We start from the raw sequence: 20426 nt of genomic DNA on the forward strand, positions 1-20426 counted from the left end.
AGCTTCAACCGCGCCGGATTTTCAACAGGGCCGACGCCGGCACGGCTACCGGTACGCCCGGCCCGCAACGCACTGTCGTGCCATGCAGAAGCATCCGCCCGCTGCCTACCCCGCCCACCCGCCAGACCCGTCCGACCTGTCCCGCGCCCCCGACCCCTCCGTTCCGCCGTCCCCTCCCGTCCCGTCCCGTGCGGCGTTGCTGGCCCGGCTGCGCGGGGGTCCGGGCGGACCCGGCACCAGCACCCTGCGCATCCGGCCCGCCCTCCCGGCCCCGGCCCCGGCGGCCGTACCCGCTCCGCGCCCCGCCTCCGTACCGGAGCGCCCATCGGCCGCACCGTCCGCCGTTCCAGCGGCCGCCCCCGCGGCGCCCGGCGGTTCCCGGGGGAATCCCGCCGTCCCCGAGCTGTACTGCCCGCCCCCGCAGCGCGACGACCCGGCCCTCGCGGAGGCGGTCGAGGACCGGCTCGTCGCCTGGGCCGAGGAGACCGGGATCTACGCCGGGCGGCCGGCCGACGTACGGGCGCTCGCGATGGGCCGGTACACCATGCTCACCTACGCCCACGTCGAGGACCCGGACCGGCTGCTCGCCCCCGCCAAGTGCACCCTCGCCCAGTGGGCCACCGACGACTACTACTGCGACGACGAGAGCGCCGGCGCCGTCCCCCTCCGGATCGCCACCCACCTGTCCCAGGCCCTGGCCGCCATCGACCCGGCGCACCTCCCGGCCGCCTACGCACCCCTGCTGGAGCAGGCCATGCGCGCCGACCCGGTCCTCGTCGCGCTGCGCTCCAGCAGCGAGCACCTGTCCCGGTACGCCACCCGCTGCCAGCTCACCCGCTACCGGCACGAGATGGCCGCGCTGTTCTCCGGATACACCGCCGAGGCGGGCTGGCGGGTCTCCGGACGGACCCCGCCCGTCTGGGAGTTCCTGGCCGTCCGCCAGGACAACAGCTTCATGCCCACGATGGTGATGCTCGACCCGGCCGGCGGCTACGAGCTCCCGGTCGAGGCGTACGCAGACCCGCGCGTGCGGGGCGCGGTCCTCAAGGCGGCGTCCGCCAGCGTCATCGTCAACGACCTCTACTCCATGCACCGCGAGGACGAGAGCGCCGCCGTCAACTACAACCTGCCCGCCCTGATCGAGGCGGAGGAGGGCTGCTCGCGCGCCGAGGCGGTGCGGCGCTCCGCCGATCTCCACGACGAGCTCGTCCACGCCTTCGAGGAGGAGTCGGCCCTCCTCGCCGCGGCCGGATTCCCGCCGCTGGTCCGCTTCCTGGCCGACGTATGGGCCTGGCTCGGCGGAAACCTCGAATGGCACCGCACCAGCGCCCGCTACAACCCGGCGGGCCGGGCCACGGCCCTGGACAGCACCCGGACACCCGGCCCGACGCACGGAGGGACCACGGCATGACCACCCCCGAAGCCCCCACCCCCGAGGCCGAAGCGGCGGCCCGGCAGGCCGCCCTCAGCACCGCGGCCGCCCGCAACCTCGCGACCACCACCAAGTCCGTGCCCCAGATGCAGGGCATCAGCTCCCGCTGGCTGACGCGCGTGCTGCCCTGGGTCGACGTCAGCGCCGGCACCTACCGCGTCAACCGGCGCCTGAGCCACGCCGTGGGCCGGGGCAGGGTCTCCTTCGTCCAGACCGGCGCCGACGACGTGCGGATCCTCGCGCCCACGCTGAGCGAACTCCCCACCCTCAAGGGCTTCCCGGACCAGGAGGTCTTCGAGGACCTCGCCGCGCGGTTCGTCAAACGCGACCTGCGCGCCGGCGACACCCTCGTCGAGGAGGGCGCGCCCGTGGAGGAGGTCTTCATCGTCGCCCACGGCCGCCTGGAGAAGAGGGCCCAGGGCAAGTACGGGGCGATCGACGTCCTCGGCGTCGTCGCCGACGGCGACCAGCTCGGCGACGACGCCCTCGGCCGTCCCGAACCGCGCTGGGACTACTCCGTACGGGCCGCGACCGCCGGCACTGTGATGGTGCTGCGCTGGCGCGCCTTCCAGGAGGTCCTGGAGCGCTCCGCCGCCCTGCGCGCCCACCTCGAACAGTACGTGGAGAGCGGCCGCCGCCCCGTCAACCGGCGCGGCGAGGCCGACATCGAGCTCGCCTCCGGCCACGCGGGCGAGGCCCTGCTCCCCGCCACCTTCGTCGACTACGACCTCAGCCCGCGCGAGTACGAACTCTCCCTCGCCCAGACCGTCCTGCAGATCCACACCCGCGTCGCCGACCTCTACAACGACCCTATGAACCAGTTCGAGCAGCAACTGCGGCTGACCGTCGAGGCGTTGCGCGAGCGCCAGGAGTGGGAACTGGTCAACAACCGGGAGTTCGGGCTGCTCCACAACGCCGCGTACGACCAGCGCGTCAACACCTGGTCCGGGCCGCCGACCCCCGACGACCTCGACGAGCTGGTCACCATGCGCCGCGGCACGAAGGTGCTGCTCGCCCACCCCAAGGCCATCGCCGCCTTCTTCCGCGAGTGCAACAAGCGCGGGCTGATCCTCGACAACGTCGAGGTGCAGGGGAAGTCCGTGCCCGCCTGGCGCGGGATCCCGCTGCTGCCCTGCGGCAAGATCCCGGTCGTCGGCGGCCACACCAGCTCGATCCTCGCGCTGCGCACCGGTGAGGAGCAGGAGGGCGTCATCGGCCTGCGCCCGACCGCGATCCCCGAGGAGTACGAACCCGGCCTGAACGTCCGCTACATGGGCATCGACCAGCGCTCGATCATGTCCTACCTGGTCAGCGCCTACTACTCGACGGCCGTCCTCGTCCCCGACGCCCTCGGGGTCCTGGAGAACGTGGACATCGCGGCCCCCCGCTCCTGACGGTTGTCCGGGAGCCGCCGATCGGCTGTACTGCTCTGCAGTCCCGTACCCGGGGCACCGTGCAGGGGAGGGCACCCACGATGAGTTCACACCGCCGCCGTCCGGGCTTCCGGGGCCGGCCGCTGCTGACTCTGCCGGCCGCCGCCTTCCTGCTCGTCGGCGTCTGCACCGCCGCCGGCATCGCCTGGGACCCGTTCACGGCCGACGCCCGCCAAGACGCCGCGTCCGCTCCCGCCACCGGCACGCCCTGGGCCGCCGGGCCCGACACGGGTACGGGGGGCCCGGCACCCGGCGCCACCGGCCAGGCCCCGACCGCACCCGGCCGGAGCCCGGGCGGCACGGACCAGGGCACCGGCAGCGTCCCGGGCGCCGGGGAGGCCGGTGGCGGGCGGCCCGCCGGCGCCCTGCCGTTCGACCTGCCCGGGCCGGCCGCCCTGCGCACCGGAGGCGCGGGCAGGAAGCTGGTGTTCGCGCACTACTTCACGCCGTACCCCCTCTCGTTGGACAACGCCGGCGCCGACGCCGACTACTACACCCGCAACTACCTGAACCCGGCCGGGGAGAACGGCAAGCACGAGCGGTACGGCGGCCTGCTGCGCGACCGGCCGCCGCCCGTCCAGCCCCGGGGCGGCAACTGGGAACTCGCCAACCTGGAGCAGGAGGTGCGCACCGCCCGCGCCGCGGGCCTCGACGGGTTCACCCTCGACATGCTGTCCCTGTCCGGGCAGAACCGGGACCGCGCCCACCTCCTGATGGAGGCCGCCCACACCGTCGACCCCGCCTTCAAGATCATGCTGATGCCGGACATGACCTCGCTGAACACCGACGACCCCGGCGTGCTCGCCGACGCCGTCGCGGCCCTGGGCAAGGCACCCGCCGCGCACCGCCTCGGCGACGGCCGGCTCGTCGTCTCCCCCTTCAAGGCCGAGGCCAAGAGCGTCGCCTGGTGGACGCAGGTCCTCGACCTCCTCAGGACCCGGCACGGCATCCGCACCGCCTTCGTCCCGACGTTCCTCGACTTCGAAGCCAACAACGCACGGTTCGCGCCGATCAGTCACGGCTTCTCCGAGTGGGGCAGCCGCAGCTACGTCGGCCAGGAGAGCGCCACCCGCGACGTGCAGCGGGCCCACGGCATGGGCAAGATCTGGATGCAGCCCGTGTCGGTCCAGGACACCCGCCCCAACCAGGGCGTGTACGACGAGGCCGGCAACACCGCCACCCTGCGCTCCACCTGGACGCACGCCATCGACGACGGCGCGGACTGGGTGCAGCTCACGACCTGGAACGACTACTCCGAGGGCAGCCAGTTCGCGCCCTCGCTGCACAACGGCTACGCCTACCTGGACCTCTCCTCGTACTACCTGACCAAGTTCAAGACGGGCAGCTGGCCCAAGATCGTCCGCGACACCCTGTACGTCTCCGCCCGCACCCAGTTCGCCGGCGCGGACCCCACCGGCGCCCAGTCGCTGGTGATGTCCTTGCGCAAGGGCAGCGCCGCGTCCCGCGACACGGTGGAGGTGCTCAGCTTCCTCACGGCCCCGGCGACCGTCCGTACGGTGGTGGGCGCGGCCGAGGACGCCCACGAGGCCCCGGCCGGCATCCACTGCGAACTGCTCCCGCTGCGCCCGGGCAGCAGCTCCGCGACGGTGGTCCGCGACGGGAAGGCCGCTGCGGAGGTGAAACTGCCCTACGCGGCGGACCGCACGGTGCAGGTCCAGGACCTGCAGTACTACGCCGTCACCAGTGGGCGGGACTAGGGAGTGTCGTCAAAGTAGCGTCGGCCGCCCGGAAGGGCGGTGGTCGGCGGGGTCTGGTGCGTGCGATCGCAAGGCGGAGGAGGGAATCGACGCGGAGCGTCGGTGACCGACGACAACGCGGCGAGCGTGCGTGCCAGACCCCGCCGACCAGACGGGACTTTGACGACACGACCCAGGCCGGTGGCGGGGCTTTTCCCACCGTGTGCGCGGTTTCGTGCCGGCCGGTACCGTCGTAGGGGTGGCTTTCACCAACCCGCTTCGGGAGCGAGAGCACATGGCAAAGCACCGTGTCGACGCGGCGGCCGCCGCGGCCGTGCTGGTCTGCCTGGCGGCGTTCGGCGGGACGCCGAGCAGTGCCGCCGGGTCACCACAGGCCCCGTCCACCGGGCCCGGCCCGAGCGCCGCGCCGCGGTTCGTGCCCGGCTCCTGCCCGAAAACGCCCGAGCCGATCGAGGCATTGAGCGGCGCGCGGTGCGGTTTCCTGGAGGTCCCCGAGAACCGCTCCCGCCCCGGCGGGCAGAAGACCATCAAACTGGCCGTGGCGGTCATTCCGGCCGTCAACCCGGCGAAGCCGGCGCAGGACCCCGTGGTGTTCATGGCGGGCGGCCCGGGTGCCGACACGTTCGACGACATCCCGTTCCTGATCGACTCCGGCCTGAACAAGGACCGCGAACTGATCGTCATGGCCCAGCGCGGCAACCTCTACGACAAGCCGAACCTCGCCTGCCCGGAGGTCGACCGGTTCAACGCGCAGGCCGTGGGCCTGGGATATGACGCGAAGCAGGCGCAGCAGCTCATGCTGAAGGCGGTGAAGGACTGCCGGGCGCGCCTGACGGCAGACGGCGTCGATCTGAGCGCCTACAACACCACCGAGAACGCGGCGGACTTCGCCGACCTCCGCAAGGCGCTGGGCATCCCGCGGTGGAATGTCTACGGCTACTCCTATGGCAGCAACCTGGCCCTCACGTACCTGCGGCTGCACCCCGAGGGAATCCGCGCGGTGGCGATCGACTCGATCACACCTCCCCAGGTCGTGACCCTGCCGTGGACATGGGCCAGCACCGCCGAGGGGATTCACAACGTCTTCGAGGCGTGCGCGGCGCAGCCCGCCTGCAAGGACCGGTACCCGGACCTCCCCCGCATGCTGACGGAGCAGGTGCGCAAGCTGGAGGCCCACCCCCTGACGCTGAACGTCACGCCGCCGAGCGGAGGAAAGCCGGTCAGGACCGTTCTCGACGGGGGCGCGCTGCTGAACCTGATCGTCGCCTTCACCCCCCGGCCCAAGGACATCCCGGCGGCGCTCGACGAGCTCAGCCGCGGAAACCCGGAGCGCTTCGCGCAGGCCCGCGCGGCCGGCTCGGTCCAGAAGGTCGGCGAGTTCGCACACGGTCTGACGAACTCGATAGCGTGCAGCGAGTGGGCTCCGGGGTACTCGGAAGCCGATGTCCTGAAGGCGGGGCGCAAGGCCTTCCCCGGATGGCCGGACACGGTCCTGGCCCAGGTGCCGCAGCTGCCCTTCCAGTACCCGATGTGCGGGATCTGGAACGTTCCGGACCGCGCGAAGGTCCAGCGGGTGGCCACGGTCAGCTCGGTGCCGGCACTCGTCGTCTCCGGCACGTTCGACGTGAAGACCGGGGCGAGCTGGGCGAAGGGCGTGGCCCGCAACCTGTCCCGCTCGACTGCCGTGCAGGTCCCCGGAATCGGCCACTGGGTGGTCCCGCAGTCACCTTGCGCGCAGCGCGTGCTGGCCTCGTTCCTCGCCCGGCCGACCGCGCCCGACACCGCTTGCGTGGACGACCTCCGGCCCGAACCGTTCACGATCGTCCCGAAGTGACCGGGAGGCCTCATGACACGCCGGCAAGCGCCCCGTCGTGGCCGCACCGTACGACGACTCCGGGCCGCGTCGGCCGGCATGGCGACCGGTCTCCTCGTCACCGGTCTGCTCGTGGCGCCCGCTCAGGCGCGCTCCCGCACCGACACCAGTACGGGCCCCGAAGCGCCGATCGGCACGGCCGCCCGGACGGTGGGCGACGCCCGCTTCGAACCTGGCCCCTGCCCGAAGACGCCGGAACCGATCGAGGCGCTCGAAGGGGCCCGCTGCGGAACGCTCACCGTGCCCGAGAACCGCGCCGAGCCGGGCGGCCGGACGATCAGACTCGGTGTCGCGATCGTGCCCGCCAAGGCCGACAAGCCCAAGCCCGACCCCATCGTGTGGCTCGCGGGCGGACCCGGCGACGACGCCGTGGGCGAGGCGAAGATGGCGATCGACGGCGGCCTGAACCGCGACCGTGACGTCGTCTTCATGTCCCAGCGCGGTACGTACTCGGCCGACCCGACGCTCCTGTGTCCCAACATCGACGAGTTCAACGCACGCGCCGTGGGCCTCGTCCACGACGCCCCGTCCACCGAACGCCTGCACGTCGCCGCCACGAAGGCCTGCCGCGACCGACTGGCGGCCCGCGGGCTCGACCTCGGCGCCTACAACGACACCGAGAGCGCCGCCGACTACGAGGACCTGCGCGCCGCGCTGGGCGTCAAGCAGTGGAACCTGTACGGGATCTCCTACGGCACCCACCTCGCGCTGGTCTACATGCGCCTGCACCCCGAGGGGCTCCGCTCGGTGGGCATCGACGGCATCCTGCCGCCCTCCAGGGCCGGCTCGGCGGCGACGTGGAGCAGCGCCCGGCAGGGATTCGACGGCCTGTTCAAGGCCTGCGCGGACCAGCCGGCGTGCAACAAGCGCTATCCGAACCTGTCGGCCACCTTCGACCGGCTCGTCCGCCAACTCGAAGCCAAGCCGGTCACCACCACCGTCACGCTCCCCGGCAACGACAAGCCGGTGAAGGTCGTACTCGACGGCGGAGCCCTCGTGAACTGGATGACCTCCGCCACCCACGTCGCGCCCCAGGTACCCCGCGCCCTCGACGAACTGGCGCACGGCAAGCCGCAGCGGATCGCCCAGCAGTGGGCGGGCGGCAAGCTCAGCCCCCAGGCCGTCGGAAGGATCGCGCACGGGCTCGTCTACGGCGTCTTCTGCAGCGAGTGGACGCCGTACGAGAGCCAGGCCGAAGCACTCAAGGGCGGGCAGGACGCCTTCCCGTCGTTCCCCCGCTCGGTACAGGCCCAGGCTCCGCAGCTGACCTCCCTCCGTCCGGACTGCGCCGTCTGGAACGTCCCCGCGGCCCCGCCCTCCATCCGGGACGCCACGCGCGGCGACATCCCGACCCTCGCCCTGTCGGGCGGCTTCGACTCCCAGACCGGGGCGGACAACGGGCCGTACGTCGCCCGTACGCTGGGCAAGGCCAAGGTCGTCACGGTCCCGTACGAGCCGCACGTGGTGTTCGCCACCTCGAAGTGCGCCCAGGAGATCACCGTCTCGTTCTTCGACGACCCGGCCGCGCCGAAGACCGCATGCCTGAGCAGCCTCAAGCCACCGCAGTTCGAGATCGGGCCCTGACCGCGGCGAAACCCGCCCGGCCGGTTGACCGGGTTGACCGGGTTGACCGGGGGCCCACTGGGCCGGGGCGGCGCGGGGAGCGATGATGCGGGGGACTGCCGCGCCGCACCCCGGAGGTCCCATGAACCAGCCGACGCCGATACGCCCCGCCGGGCTCCCCGCCGAGTTCCCCGGCGGCAGGGCCCTGTTCCGGCTCGATCCCGCCGTCTCCCACCTGAACCACGGGTCGTTCGGCGCCGTGCCGGTCCCCGTACAGGAGGCCCAGGCCGCCTTGCGCGAGGAGGCGCACGCCGATCCCGACGCCTTCTTCATCGACGCCCCCGACCGGATCGCCGGAGCGCGGGCCCGCGTCGCCCGGCACCTCGGCGCCGACCCCGACGGCATCGCCTTCATCGCCAACGCCACCGAGGGCGCCAACCTCGCGCTCGACGCCGTCCCCTTCGCCGACGGCGACGAGATCCTGGTCACCGACCACGGATACGGCACCGTCGTCGCGGCCGCCGCCCGCCGCGCCCCGATCACCACCGTCGCCCTGGATCCGTACCTGCCCGACGAGGACGCCGTACGCGAGACCGTGCTGGCCGCGCTGACGCCCCGTACCAGGGCGGTGGTGCTCGACCACATCAGCTCGCCCACCGCCCGGCTCATCGCCTCGCCCCGGCTGCTCGCCGACCTCGCCACCCGCGGGATCGCCACCCTCGTGGACGGGGCGCACGCCCCCGGCATGGTCGCGGACCCGCTCGTCGGAGGCGCCGACTTCTGGTTCGGCAACCTGCACAAATGGGGGTACGCCCCCTCCGGCAGCGCAGTCCTCGCCGTCGCCCCCGCCCACCGCGGCCGGGTCCGGGCACTGGTCCCCTCCTGGGAGGACGCGCACGGGTTCCCCCGCTCCGTCGAGAACCGGGCCACCGCCGACTACACCGGCTGGCTCGCCGCCCCCGAGGGCCTGGACCTCCTCGACCGGCTCGACGCCGCGAAGGTACGGGCCCACAACGCCGCCCTCGCCGCCCACGGCGCGGCCCTGCTCGCCGAGATCCCCGGGCTCACCCCGCTCCCGTACACCGAGGGGCTCGCCATGCGCGCCCTGCGGCTGCCGGCCGGCACCGCCGAGACCCAGGAGGGCGCGAGGGCCCTGCGCGAGCGGATCGCGGCGGATCTGGGCATCCGGGTGCTGGTCTGGGCGTGGCCGGGCGGCGGCGGCATCCGCGTCTGCGGGCAGGTCTACAACCGTCCCGAGGAGTACGAACGCCTCGCTGCCGGGCTCCCGGCCCTGCTGGGCCGAGCGGGCTCGGGCCGTGTCTAGCGGCGCCGGAGCAGGTACGTGTCCATGATCCAGCCCTTGCGGGCGCGGGCCTCGGTCCGGAGCTCCTCGATCCGGCCGGCGACCTCCGCCAGCTTCCCCGAGACCAGGATCTCGTCCGGGGTGCCGACGTAGGCCCCCCAGTAGATGAAGAGGTCCTGGTCGAGGTGGGCCGTGAAGGCGTGCCGCGCGTCCAGCATCACCACCACGTCGTCCACGTCCTGCGGCCAGCCCTCGGCCAGCCGCCGCCCGGTGGTGATCTGGACCGGCCGGCCCACCCGGTTCAGGTTGGTCCGGTGCCGGGCCAGCAGCGCGGAGATGCTGCTGATGCCCGGCACGACCTCGTGCTCGAACGCCACCCGGCCCCGCTCCAGCACCTCGTCGAGGATGGCGAGGGTGGAGTCGTACAGCGAGGGGTCGCCCCAGACCAGGAACGCGCCGGTCTCGCCGTCCGCCAGATCCTCGGCGACGAACCGCTCGAAGATCTCGGCCCGCGCGCTGCGCCAGCCGTCCACGGTCGGGGCGTACGCGGCCGGGGTCCGGTCCCGGTCCGGGTCGCGGCCCTCCACCAGCCGGTGGCCGGGGCGGGCGTGCGCGTCGAGCATCGCGCGCCGCAGCCCGGTCAGATCCGCCTTCTCCTCGCCCTTCTCCAGGATGAGGAATGCGTCCGCCGCGCCGATCGCCTTGACCGCCTGGAGGGTCAGGTGGTCCGGGTCGCCCGCGCCTATGCCGATCACTGAGAACTTCTTCACGCCGCTATTCTGCCCGTCATGCGTGCCGCCCTGTTCGTCACCTGCGTCAACGACGCGCTGTACCCGCGCACCGGCATCGCCGTCGTGCGCCTGCTGGAGCGGCTCGGCGTCGGCGTGGACTTCCCGGCGGCCCAGAGCTGCTGCGGGCAGCCGCAGTACAACACCGGCTACCGGCGCGAGAGCGAACCGCTGCTGCGGCGCACCGCCGAGGCCTTCGCGGGACACCCGTACGTGGTCACGCCGTCGGGTTCCTGCGCGGCGATGGTCCGTACCCACTACCCGCGCATCGGCCGGCAGGCGGAGCAGGAGGGGCGGGGCTCCGAGCTGGCGGCGCTGGCCGAGGACCTCGTACCGCGCGTCCACGAGCTGACCGAGTTCCTGGTGGACGTCCTGGGGGTGACCGACGTGGGCGCGTACTTCCCGCACACCGTCACCTACCACCCCTCGTGCCACGGCCTGCGGGGGCTCGGGCTGGGGGACCGCCCGCGGCGGCTGCTCGCCGCGGTGAAGGGCCTGGACCTGGTCGAGCTGCCCGGCGCCGAGGAGTGCTGCGGCTTCGGCGGCACCTTCGCGCTGAAGAACCCGGACGTGTCGGCGGCCATGGGCACCGACAAGATCGGCAACGCGGCCGGGACGGGCGCGGACGTGCTCTGCGGGGCGGACAACTCCTGCCTGGCCCACCTCGACGGGATCCTGCGCCGCCGGGGAGACGCGATGCGGGCCCTGCACCTCGCCGAGATCCTGGCCTCGACGGAGGAGGAACCGCTGAGATGACGGGCACGTTCATGGGGATGCCGGCCTTCCCGGACGCGGCGCGCGAGGCCGTCGGAGACCGGGTGCTGCGCGCCAACCTCCGCCGCGCCACCCACACGATCCGCGACAGACGGGCCCGGGCCGTCGCCGAGCTGGCCGACTGGGACCGGCTGCGCGCGGCGGGCAAGGCCGTCAAGGACCACACCCTGGGCCACCTCGACCGCTACCTGCTCCAACTGGAGGAGTCGGTGACGGCGGCGGGCGGTACCGTCCACTGGGCCGTCGACGCGGACGAGGCCAACCGGATCGTCACCGGGCTGGTGCTGGCCACCGGCGAGCGCGAGGTGGTCAAGGTCAAGTCCATGGCCACCCAGGAGATCGGCCTCAACGAGGCCCTCGAAGCCGCCGGGATCGCCGCGTACGAGACGGACCTGGCCGAGCTCATCGTCCAGCTCGGCCACGACCGGCCCTCCCACATCCTGGTCCCGGCCATCCACCGCAACCGGGCCGAGATCCGGGACGTCTTCGCGGCGGAGATGGGCCACTGGGGCCGCCCCGCCCCGGACGGGCTCGGCGACGACCCGCGCGAGCTCGCCGAGGCCGCCCGCCTCCACCTGCGCGAGAAGTTCCTGCGCGCCAAGGTCGGGGTCTCCGGAGCCAACTTCATGGTCGCCGAGACGGGCACGATGGTCGTCTTCGAGTCCGAGGGCAACGGCCGCATGTGCCTGACGCTGCCCGAAACCCTGATCTCGGTGGTGGGCATCGAGAAGGTGGTCCCCACCTTCCGGGACCTGGAGATCTTCCTCCAGACGCTGCCGCGCTCCTCCACGGCCGAGCGCATGAACCCGTACACGACGATGTGGACCGGCACCACCGACGGCGACGGCCCCTCCGCCTTCCACCTCGTCCTGCTCGACAACGGCCGCACCGACACCCTCGCCGACCCGGTCGGCCGCCAGGCCCTGCGCTGCATCCGCTGCTCCGCCTGCCTCAACGTCTGCCCGGTCTACGAACGCGCCGGCGGCCACGCGTACGGCTCCGTCTACCCTGGTCCGATCGGCGCCATCCTCAGCCCCCAACTGCGGGGCACCGGCAGCGAGATCGACGCGTCGCTGCCGTACGCGTCCACCCTGTGCGGGGCCTGCTACGAGGTCTGCCCGGTCGCCATCGACATCCCGGAGGTCCTGGTCCACCTGCGCGAGAGGGTGGCCCAGGGCGGCCCGGTGACCCGCGAGGGCATCCGCGTACGGATCCTGCCGGCCCGGGGGCACGCGGCCGAGCGGGCCGCGATGCGGGCCGCCCGGCTGCTCCTGGACCGCCCGGGCGCGCTGCGCGCGGGGGAGCGGCTGCTGGCCCGGGCCCGGCGGCTGCGGCCGCGCCGGCTGCCGGGGCCCGGGCGGGCGTGGACGGACAGCCGGGAGCTGCCGGAGCTCCCGGCGGAGTCGTTCCGGGACTGGTGGGCGCGGGAGCGGGGAGCAGGGGGAGGGACGGCATGAGCAGCAGGGACCGCATCCTGGGCCGGATCCGCCGCGCGACGGCGGACGGCGCCCCCGACCCGGCCGTCCCCAGGGACTACCTCCGGGTCCACGGCGCCCGTACCCCGGCCGCGAAGGCCGACCTCCTCGCCGCGAACCTCGCGGAGTACCGCGCGAAGGTGCACCGCACGGACGGCGCGGGGATCGCCCCGCTCCTCGCGCGGCTGCTGGCCGAGCGCGGCGCCCGGACGGTCCTCGTCCCGCCCGGCCTGCCTGCGTACTGGCTGTCGGCGGCGGACCCGGTCCGCGTCCACGACCGCGCGGAGTCGACCCCGTACGAACTGGACGCGGTGGACGGCGTGGTGACCGGCTGCGCCCTGGCGATCGCCGAGACCGGCACGATCGTCCTCGACGGCGGCCCCGGGCAGGGCCGGCGCCGCATCACCCTGATCCCGGACCACCACATCTGCGTGGTCCGGGTCCCGGACCAGGTGGTGGACTCGGTCCCGCAGGCCCTGCCCCTGCTGGACCCGACGCGGCCGCTGACCTGGATCTCCGGCCCCTCCGCCACCAGCGACATCGAACTCGACCGGGTGGAGGGTGTGCACGGCCCGCGCACCCTGGAGGTGGTCCTGCTGACCGGACCAGCAGAATGAGTGCCATGCCCGCATACATCGCGCTCACCGCCCTCGTCGTCCACGACTACGACGAGGCAATCGACTTCTACACCCGCGCCCTCGGCTTCAACCTCGTCGAGGACACCGCGCGCCCGGACGGCTCCCGCTGGGTCGTGGTCCGCCCGGAGGGCGCCACGGAGGCGGCGCTGCTGCTGGCCCGCGCCAAGGACGAGGCCCAGAGCTCCCGCGTCGGCGACCAGACGGGCGGCCGGGTCGGCTTCTTCCTGTACACCGACGACTTCGCCCGGGACCACACCCGGATGACGGCGGAGGGCGTCCGCTTCCTGGAGGAGCCGCGCCACGAGGCGTACGGCTCGGTGGCGGTCTTCGAGGACCTCTACGGCAACCGCTGGGACCTCCTCGAGCCCGCGTAGGCCCTGTCCGGACCGGTTGCCCCCTGCCTCAGGCGGGGTCCTGCCGGTCCGGCCGATACGCGAGTTGCGGAGCCTGGGCCGCCGCGTCGACCGCCGGCCCCTCGTCCACCCGCAGGGCCAACTCCCGGGCCCAGCGGACCAGCCCGGGTACGTCGATCCCGTACGGACCCCCGCCCCGGGCGGAGGCCGTCTCCGGCCCGGCCAGAGCCAGTGCTTCGGCGCCCCGGCGCAGCAGGCGGGCCCCGCCGACGGCGTTCCCGCGCGCGGCGTGCGTGAGCCCGACCGCCAGCTGCGCGAGGGCCCGCCACAGCGGGGCCTCGGCCTCGGGACCGGACTTCCAGGCGTCCTCGAACACCTCGTGCGCATGGAACGGCATCCCGGCGTCCAGCAGCCGCTGCGCCTCGGCCACCGTCTCGGCAGGCGTCCGTACGACCCCCTCGGGCTGCCGCTGCACGCCCGGCTCCCCGTACGCCAGCGGCCGCCCCAGCCCGTCCCGGGGCCGCGCGCTGCGCGCCCGCCCCTCACCGTCCCGATCCCGTGCGTTCACCCCGCCATCCTCCATGCCACCGGAAACCCGTGCATGCGCACCCCTCTACGTGGGGTAATGTTCTGCATGTGCCGCCGGGACGGGGGAAACCCCAGCTCAACGGCACAACGGGACGTGGCGCAGCTTGGTAGCGCACTTGACTGGGGGTCAAGGGGTCGCAGGTTCAAATCCTGTCGTCCCGACCATGCGATATGCAGGTCGGAGGTCGTTCTCTCACTGATGAGAGGACGGCCTTTCGTGCGTCCGGAGCCATGGTGGTCGCCATGTGGTCGCACGTCCGGCAGGTGGGGCTCCGTCCAGGACCGGACGCGGGCCCCGGCCGCCGCCGAGGCGGCCCCGCAGCCCGTATGGCGGCTGCTGTCCGCCCGCGCGGTGCTCCGGCCGGGCGTATCGGATGTCGCAACGCTGTTTGGCCGTTGTTCCGGCGGACGGTAACCCGGTTCCAGGGTGGCGACGGCTGTGGGGCGACGTGCGCGTGACGCTCCTCTTCCCGGGCCGAGGCGGATACCGGCGGGCGGTTCGGGGGCGCGGTTCACTGCCGTCCCGGGGAGGGGTGCGGCACGCGGTCTCGTACGAGTCCGCCCCCGAACAGGCCTCGGGCGGCTGGAAATGGCCTACACGGAAGCGGCATTCCACCTAAATCGCCCGGCAAAATCGATCCATCTAGCACCTTTCAGGCCTAGAAGTCCTGTTTCCGCCCCAATGGCCTGTCGCGTCCGCTGTTGTCACTCTGCGCCACCGTAATGTCACCGGCACAAGCCGGTATGGACGTGTTCACCTGCGGGGGTTGTTCCCATGGCACTGACGGTTGACGAACTGCGCGCGCACTTCCCCACCGAGGCGTCAGGCCTCTTCGAACTCGACACCAGCAGGCTGGGCTGGCACGAGGAGTCGACCACCTTCGAGCATCTACCCGAAGGCCAGCTGGTCCTGACCGGGGCCACCGCCGACCCGTCCGCGCTGACCGTTACCGGCAGCGTCACCCTGTCCGGCGAGAAGATGCCGGCCACCGCCCGGTTCACCGCCGCCGGCGGTACGGTCACCGGCCTCGTCTTCGAGGCCACCCCCGCCACATGGCTGATCCAGACGTCCGTGGCGCGGGTCGACCTCACCGAACTCGCCCCGCGCGGACGCGGGCTGCGCGTCCTCCTCGCCGCCGGCCCTGACGGTGCGCAGGCCGGGCAGTGCCCGTCGCCCGGCCCCTGGGCGGCCTTCCACCTCGGCAGCGCCGTCGAGAAGTCCGTCGAGTTCCGCGCGGAGCTCCGCAAGGACTCCATCGGCGCGGCCCAGGCCGTGGAGGGCCAGCGGCCCTTGGTGGCCCCGCTCCTGGAAGCACTCGGCGAGCACGGCGTCGAGCTGCCCGGCCCGCTCGTCGACTGGCTGGAGGAAGTCCGGCTGCACCAGCACCCCATGGGCAAGACCGACAACATGATGGTCACCGCCGTCGCCCCCATCGACCAGGGCACCGGCCCGGAACCCGTCGAGGTGCTGCTGCTGCGCACCACCGTGCTCGGGCATCTGAACGCCGAGGGGAAACCCAAGGCCACCACGGTTGCCCTGGTCCGGGTCCGCACCGACTGGGACGCGTCCGGGCTGCCGCTGGTCGGACCCATGATCGGCTCCGGCCTGCTGTCCCTGCCGGCCTTCCAGATCATCTACGTCTCCGTCGCCCTGTCCGGCGAGGACGCGCGGAAGATCAACCAGGTCATCACCGAGTACAACCTCGGTCCGCTCCAGCAGCTTCCGGCGGCCAACGAGGCGGCAGGGGTACCCCTGACCAAGGGCCCCAACGCAGCCGTGTACCTCTCGGTCCTGGGCACCCCCGCCCCCGCGGCGGTGATCACCATCCCGCCCAAGGACGATTCGGCGGACGAGAGCGAGAAGCGCAAGCGGAAGCTCCAGTACACCTTCGACATCGACAAGACCCTCGGGCCGGTCCACCTCGAGCGGATCGTCCTCACCTACGACCTCAAGAAGGGCCTGCTGGTCTCGTTCGAAGGCAGCGCCACCGTCGGCTCGCTGGTCTGGGACGTCGCCGGGCTCGGCTTCTACGTCGGCATGAGCGGCGGCTTCCCGCTCCTGCCCTTCCTGCACGGCATGACCATCGAGGCCACTGCCGCGAGCGGCCTGATCGCCATCAGCGGCGGCCTGCTCAACCGTGAACCCGAGGACCCCGCCCTCGACTTCGAACTCGCCGGACTGCTCCTGGTCCGGGCGATGGCGGTGGAGATCGGCGCCCAGGCCGTCTGGGCGCGCAGCACCGAGGGCTGGCACTCGGTCTTCCTCTACGGCGAGGCGTCCCTGGCCGGCGGAGCCGCCCTGTTCGGCCCGCCGCCGTTCACCGTCACCGGATTCTCCGTCGGATTCGGCGTCAACAGCTCCTTCAAGAAGGTCCCCACCGGCACCGAGATCGCCGAATTCCCCTTGGTGGCACGGCTGGACGCGGCGCAGGCGCTGCCTGGAATGCCGGCCCCCGAGCCTTACACGCCCGAGGACGCCCTGAAGGCCCTGACCGGCCCCACGGGCTGGATCCGCCCCGACCTTGGCAGCCACTGGATCGCCGCCGGAGTGAAGTTCACCAGTTTCGGCTTCATCGACACCAAGGCCCTGGCGGTGATCGAGCTCGGCGACTCGGTGAAGGTGATGCTGCTGGGCCGCACCTCGGTGACCCTGCCCCGCACCGCCAATCCCGCCGCCCGCGTCATCGCCAAGGTCAACATCGGGCTGAGCCTGGCCTACGTCTCCGACGAGCACCGGCTCTCGATGGACGTCGCCCTGCTCCCCGGCAGCTACGTGCTCGACCCGTCCATCGTGCTGACCGGCGGCCTCGCCGTGTACGCGTGGACCGGCGGCGCCAGGGCCGGGGACTTCGTCGTCAGCCTCGGCGGCTACCACCCCGACTACAACGTCCCCGAGCACTACCCGCGCCCGCAGCGCCTCGGGTTCGTCTGGTCCCCGGCCTCCGACATCACCGTGCGCGCCGAGGCGTATGCGGCGGTCACCCCGAGGGCCCTCATGTTCGGTGGCCGGCTGGCCGCCGTCTACGACAAGGGAATCCTGTCGGCCTGGTTCACGGCCCACCTCGACGTGCTGGTCCAGTGGAAGCCCTTCTACATGGACGTCTCCCTCGGGATCAGCATCGGCGTGGCCGCCACCGTCAAGGTGGCGTTCATCAAGGTGCGCATCTCCGTCGAGGTCGGTGTGGGCCTGCACCTGTGGCTGCCGCCCTTCGGCGGCCGGGCCACGGTCAAACTCTGGTTCATCTCCTTCAGCTTCGGCTTCGGCTCGGCCCGGGACCACACCCCGAGCGTGGACTGGCCCGAGTTCCGCACCCAGATCCCCGCGCCCGTCAGGGTCATCCCCAACGAGGGGCTGCTCGCCGACGTCGACGAGGCGGAGGCCGCCGTCCGGGCCGCCGCCAAGGACCCGGTGCTCGTCTCCTGCGCCGGTTTCAGCTTCACCACCGAGGCCGGGATCCCCGCCTCCCACATCTACGTCAACGACGTCCTGTGGAAGGAGTCGCAGCACGGCCCGATCGACATCCGCCCGATGCGCCGCACCGGTGTCCGTTCCGAACACCGTGTCGCCATCACCAAGGACGGCACGCCCTTCGACCCCGGCGCCCACTTCTGGACGCTCACCGAGGTCACCGCTGCCGTCGCCCCCGGCCTGTGGGGCGAACCGCTGGCCAAGCCCTGCGACGCCCTCAAGGGCGAGCACCTGCTCGAAGGACGGTTCACCGGCCTCAAGGTCACCCTGCCCGCCCCCGACTACGACACCGACACCGGAACGGTCACCTCCGACGCCCTGGCGTACGAAGGCCTCCCGGACGGGGACATGCCGCTGCGGGCCGCGGCACCCGACGGGCCGCAGCCGGCGCTGGACCCGGACAGCATCGCCCTCATCGAACGCACCGTCGCGGACCCGGACGTGGCCGAGCGGCGCGGCAGCGTGCTCGACGCCCTGGCCCGGTTCGGCGCGGGCGTCGGCGCGGACGTCGACAGCCCCCTCACCGGCTACGCCGGGCTGGCCGGACGCAGCCTCACCACCCCGCCCCTGACCACCACCGCGACGAGGTGACCGCCACCGTGCCCACCCTGCCCAGCGAGCCCGCGCTCCGCGTCAACTTCCTCGACCACCTGATCCCCCGGGCCACCCCGGGCACGTACCGCGTCCAGGTGCACCACACGCTCACCGACGCCGACGGGGAGCTCGACGCCTCGGACCGCCTGCCCACCACCGAGGAGACCTTCGAGATCCGGGCCGCCCGGTTCGTCCTCGCCCGGACGACCGTGCACGCGCTCTACCCGGCCCCCGCCAGCCGGTCCTCGTACGGCCGGACCCTGCCGCACATCACGTTCAACCGGCCCACTCTGCCCTGGGAACGCAACCAGGCGGGCACCCGGAGCGGCCCCGAGGCCCGGCCGCCGTGGCTGGCCCTGCTGCTCTTCGGTGCCGGCGAGCTGCCCGACGACCCCGGTGCGACCGGCGCGACCGTTCTGCGCACCGTGGATGAGCTCCGTCACCCGGCCGAACCCGGCGTCGTCGGGCCGGTCCTGCCCGACGGCAGCGTCTCCGACTCCGAGGCGGCCGGAAAGTGCGCCACCATCGACGTGCCGGCCGAGCTCTTCACCGCCGTCGCCCCGCACGACGACGAGATGTACTACCTGGCGCACGTCCGCAAGGTCGCAGCGGCGGGGGCGGCCCGCGCGGACGGCGAAGTGCTCGCCCCCGGCGAGTACGGGGTCATCACCGCCAACCGGTTCCCCCGCACACCCGGGGAGTACGTCGTCCACCTCGTCTCCTTCGAAGGCTTCGAGGGCCGGCTGTCGGGCACCCTGCCGCCCGGCACCACCGCGGTCCGGCTGGCCTCCCTGCACCACTGGACCTTCACCAGCAGCGACGGCCCCGCCTCCGACCCCGGCGCCCTGCTCCAGAACCTCGTCGGGCCGGACGACCCGGACGATCCGGACCCGGAGCGCCTGGCCATGCGGCTCCCCGCCGACCCCCCGCACGGCGCGGACCCCGTCGAGCGCGCCGTGTACGAGCGTCTGCGGCTCGGGTACGTCGCGGTCCCGCACCGCCTGCTGTCCGGGGAACTGACCTGCGCGTGGTACCGCGGCCCGGGCACCCCCGTCACCGCCCCCGACCTGCCCGACGGCCGACCGGACGGTCCGCACACCACCGCCGACCACGCCCTCGTCTACGACCCGGAGCACGGGCTCTTCGACGTGAGCTACGCCGCCGCCTGGACCCTGGGCAGGACCATCGGCCTGGCCGACCCCGACTACACCACCGCGGTCACCCGGGCCCGCCGCGAACTCGCCAACCAGGCCGCCGCCCTGATGTCCGGCGCGCGGGCGGTACAGGACGGCCCGGCCGCCCTGGGTCCGCTGCGCGAGCTGGCCTCCGCCGATTTCCGCCGCACCCTCGCCGACGGCCTGAAGGGCGCGCAGCTCCCGGACGGCGAGGGCCGCCGGGCCCCCGCCCCGGCGCGTACCAGGAGCGGGATGCGGGCGCTGCTGGGCGAGGAACGCAATGCGGCGGTGCTGCGTGCCACCGCCGACCGCAACGCGGACGCCATCGCCGCCTGGCAGGCCCGCCTCGGCCTGCTCCACGGACTCCCGTTCCACCACCTCGTACCCGACCCGCGCATGCTCCCGCCCGAATCCCTGCGCATGTTCCGCATCGACGCGGCCTGGATCGAAGCCCTCGTCGCCGGGGCCGCCGACGTGGCGGTCCACACCTCCATCGACGCGCAGCTCGCCCCGGAACTGAACCGGGCCGCCCGCCGGAAGTCCACCGCTCCCGCGGCCGGGGCCGGGATGCTCCTCCGCTCCGCGCTGGTCACCGCCTGGCCGGACATCGTCATCACGGCCTGCCTGGGCGGGCGCGAACTGACCGAACTGCGCAGGGCCATGCCCGGCCCCGGGACCATGATGGTGCTCTGGGACGGCGTCCCCGACACGGTCGTCCTGCGCGAACCCGGCCAGGGCATCCACTACGGGATCGACGCGGGAGACCGCATCAGCCTGCGCGACCTCACGCCGGGCCCCGGCCTCGGCGAACCCCTGGAGACCTTCTACCCGGCCGACGGGGAGGGAACGGTCACCGAACTCCACCTCCGTCCGGGCCCCGAGGACGGACCGGCCGTGCTGCGGCTGTTCGGCGACGGCGGACTGGTCCCGCCGCTGGCCCGGGAGTTCGGGCTGGCCGACCTCGACCCGGGGCAACTCGCCATCGAGCTCGTCAACGCACCCCTGGAGCAGGAAATCACCAGCCCCGCCGCCGACCCCGCCAGGACGGAGACCCTCCGATGAGCACCACCGACCTTGTCGTCCCCGTCCAGGTGCACGCCCTCGTCGTCAACCGGCTCACCCGCACCGCGGAGACCTTCAACCGCTGGACCCCGAACTTCACCGCCATGACCGACGAAGGGGCGGGCGCCGAACCGCCCCCCGGCGTCGGCCTCGAAACGCTGGGCCCGGACAGTGAAGGCGTCTACGTC

At 73.1% G+C, this 20426-nt stretch carries 14 protein-coding genes and 1 tRNA gene; 13 read left to right on the plus strand and 2 right to left on the minus strand.

Annotated elements, in window-relative coordinates:
* The first annotated feature begins 82 nt into the window (after nucleotides 1–82).
* The 6 genes from ACIQU4_RS11135 to ACIQU4_RS11160 all read left to right on the plus strand — a co-directional run bounded on the left by ACIQU4_RS11135 (nucleotide 83) and on the right by ACIQU4_RS11160 (nucleotide 9343).
* Nucleotides 83–1411 (plus strand): family 2 encapsulin nanocompartment cargo protein terpene cyclase, encoded by a 1329-nt coding sequence (locus ACIQU4_RS11135; RefSeq protein ID WP_403728214.1) that lies wholly within the window; start codon nucleotides 83–85, stop codon nucleotides 1409–1411.
* A complete protein-coding gene (locus ACIQU4_RS11140) occupies nucleotides 1408–2826 on the plus strand; it encodes a family 2B encapsulin nanocompartment shell protein (protein WP_403728216.1) in 1419 nt (472 codons plus the stop codon). The genes ACIQU4_RS11135 and ACIQU4_RS11140 overlap by 4 nt, the downstream gene beginning before the upstream one ends.
* 80 nt (nucleotides 2827–2906) lie before the next feature.
* Nucleotides 2907–4583 carry an endo-1,3-alpha-glucanase family glycosylhydrolase gene (locus ACIQU4_RS11145; protein WP_403728218.1) on the plus strand — a complete coding sequence of 559 codons (1677 nt, stop codon included), beginning with the start codon at nucleotides 2907–2909 and terminating at the stop codon, nucleotides 4581–4583.
* Between the two features lie 274 nt (nucleotides 4584–4857).
* Nucleotides 4858–6417, plus strand: coding sequence for an alpha/beta fold hydrolase (locus ACIQU4_RS11150; protein ID WP_403728219.1), 1560 nt, complete (start codon nucleotides 4858–4860; stop codon nucleotides 6415–6417).
* Between the two features lie 12 nt (nucleotides 6418–6429).
* Nucleotides 6430–8040, plus strand: coding sequence for an alpha/beta fold hydrolase (locus ACIQU4_RS11155; protein WP_403728221.1), 1611 nt, complete (start codon nucleotides 6430–6432; stop codon nucleotides 8038–8040).
* Nucleotides 8041–8161: 121 nt separating this feature from the next.
* The gene (locus tag ACIQU4_RS11160; RefSeq protein ID WP_403728222.1) at nucleotides 8162–9343 is read left to right on the plus strand and encodes an aminotransferase class V-fold PLP-dependent enzyme; all 1182 of its coding nucleotides are present in this window, start codon (nucleotides 8162–8164) and stop codon (nucleotides 9341–9343) included.
* On the opposite strand, the gene cobF is transcribed toward ACIQU4_RS11160, so the two are convergent.
* Entirely contained in the window at nucleotides 9340–10092 is a 753-nt protein-coding gene (gene cobF, locus ACIQU4_RS11165; RefSeq protein ID WP_403728224.1) for a precorrin-6A synthase (deacetylating), read from the minus strand. The genes ACIQU4_RS11160 and cobF overlap by 4 nt on opposite strands.
* Nucleotides 10093–10110: 18 nt before the next feature.
* On the opposite strand from cobF, the gene ACIQU4_RS11170 reads away from it, so the two are divergent.
* The 4 genes from ACIQU4_RS11170 to ACIQU4_RS11185 are packed head-to-tail and all read left to right on the plus strand — an operon-like array spanning nucleotide 10111 to nucleotide 13371.
* Entirely contained in the window at nucleotides 10111–10866 is a 756-nt protein-coding gene (locus ACIQU4_RS11170; protein WP_403728226.1) for a (Fe-S)-binding protein, read from the plus strand.
* Nucleotides 10863–12341 (plus strand): lactate utilization protein B, encoded by a 1479-nt coding sequence (locus ACIQU4_RS11175; RefSeq protein WP_403728227.1) that lies wholly within the window; start codon nucleotides 10863–10865, stop codon nucleotides 12339–12341. Before ACIQU4_RS11170 ends, ACIQU4_RS11175 begins: the two co-directional genes overlap by 4 nt.
* Nucleotides 12338–12976, plus strand: a complete 639-nt coding sequence (locus ACIQU4_RS11180; RefSeq protein ID WP_403728229.1) for a lactate utilization protein C — start codon at nucleotides 12338–12340, stop codon at nucleotides 12974–12976. Before ACIQU4_RS11175 ends, ACIQU4_RS11180 begins: the two co-directional genes overlap by 4 nt.
* Nucleotides 12977–12981: 5 nt before the next feature.
* Nucleotides 12982–13371 carry a VOC family protein gene (locus tag ACIQU4_RS11185; RefSeq protein WP_403728230.1) on the plus strand — a complete coding sequence of 130 codons (390 nt, stop codon included), beginning with the start codon at nucleotides 12982–12984 and terminating at the stop codon, nucleotides 13369–13371.
* A 28-nt stretch (nucleotides 13372–13399) separates the two neighbouring features.
* Here ACIQU4_RS11185 and ACIQU4_RS11190 read toward each other — a convergent pair whose 3' ends face one another.
* The gene (locus ACIQU4_RS11190) at nucleotides 13400–13933 is read right to left on the minus strand and encodes a DUF309 domain-containing protein (RefSeq protein WP_403728232.1); all 534 of its coding nucleotides are present in this window, start codon (nucleotides 13931–13933) and stop codon (nucleotides 13400–13402) included.
* A gap of 93 nt (nucleotides 13934–14026) precedes the next feature.
* Here ACIQU4_RS11190 and ACIQU4_RS11195 point away from each other — a divergent pair.
* From ACIQU4_RS11195 to ACIQU4_RS11205, 3 genes are all read left to right on the plus strand, one after another.
* Nucleotides 14027–14103, plus strand: a tRNA-Pro gene (locus ACIQU4_RS11195).
* A 610-nt stretch (nucleotides 14104–14713) separates the two neighbouring features.
* Complete coding sequence (locus ACIQU4_RS11200; RefSeq protein ID WP_403728233.1) at nucleotides 14714–17998, plus strand: DUF6603 domain-containing protein; 3285 nt, start codon at nucleotides 14714–14716, stop codon at nucleotides 17996–17998.
* Nucleotides 17995–20238, plus strand: coding sequence for a hypothetical protein (locus tag ACIQU4_RS11205; RefSeq protein WP_403728234.1), 2244 nt, complete (start codon nucleotides 17995–17997; stop codon nucleotides 20236–20238). Before ACIQU4_RS11200 ends, ACIQU4_RS11205 begins: the two co-directional genes overlap by 4 nt.
* Nucleotides 20239–20426: the final 188 nt, after the last annotated feature.

It is taken from the genome of Streptomyces sp. NPDC090741, assembly GCF_044769045.1.
In the GTDB taxonomy this organism is placed as follows: domain Bacteria; phylum Actinomycetota; class Actinomycetes; order Streptomycetales; family Streptomycetaceae; genus Streptomyces.

Coding starts and splice junctions, on each gene's coding strand:
- ACIQU4_RS11185 (WP_403728230.1), top strand. CDS start 12,982: ATGCCCGCATACATCGCGCTCACCGCCCTCGTCGTCCACGACTACGAC.
- ACIQU4_RS11150 (WP_403728219.1), top strand. CDS start 4,858: ATGGCAAAGCACCGTGTCGACGCGGCGGCCGCCGCGGCCGTGCTGGTC.
- ACIQU4_RS11180 (WP_403728229.1), top strand. CDS start 12,338: ATGAGCAGCAGGGACCGCATCCTGGGCCGGATCCGCCGCGCGACGGCG.
- ACIQU4_RS11160 (WP_403728222.1), top strand. CDS start 8,162: ATGAACCAGCCGACGCCGATACGCCCCGCCGGGCTCCCCGCCGAGTTC.
- ACIQU4_RS11140 (WP_403728216.1), top strand. CDS start 1,408: ATGACCACCCCCGAAGCCCCCACCCCCGAGGCCGAAGCGGCGGCCCGG.
- ACIQU4_RS11190 (WP_403728232.1), bottom strand. CDS start 13,933: ATGGAGGATGGCGGGGTGAACGCACGGGATCGGGACGGTGAGGGGCGG.
- ACIQU4_RS11145 (WP_403728218.1), top strand. CDS start 2,907: ATGAGTTCACACCGCCGCCGTCCGGGCTTCCGGGGCCGGCCGCTGCTG.
- ACIQU4_RS11155 (WP_403728221.1), top strand. CDS start 6,430: ATGACACGCCGGCAAGCGCCCCGTCGTGGCCGCACCGTACGACGACTC.
- ACIQU4_RS11200 (WP_403728233.1), top strand. CDS start 14,714: ATGGCACTGACGGTTGACGAACTGCGCGCGCACTTCCCCACCGAGGCG.
- ACIQU4_RS11170 (WP_403728226.1), top strand. CDS start 10,111: ATGCGTGCCGCCCTGTTCGTCACCTGCGTCAACGACGCGCTGTACCCG.
- ACIQU4_RS11135 (WP_403728214.1), top strand. CDS start 83: ATGCAGAAGCATCCGCCCGCTGCCTACCCCGCCCACCCGCCAGACCCG.
- ACIQU4_RS11175 (WP_403728227.1), top strand. CDS start 10,863: ATGACGGGCACGTTCATGGGGATGCCGGCCTTCCCGGACGCGGCGCGC.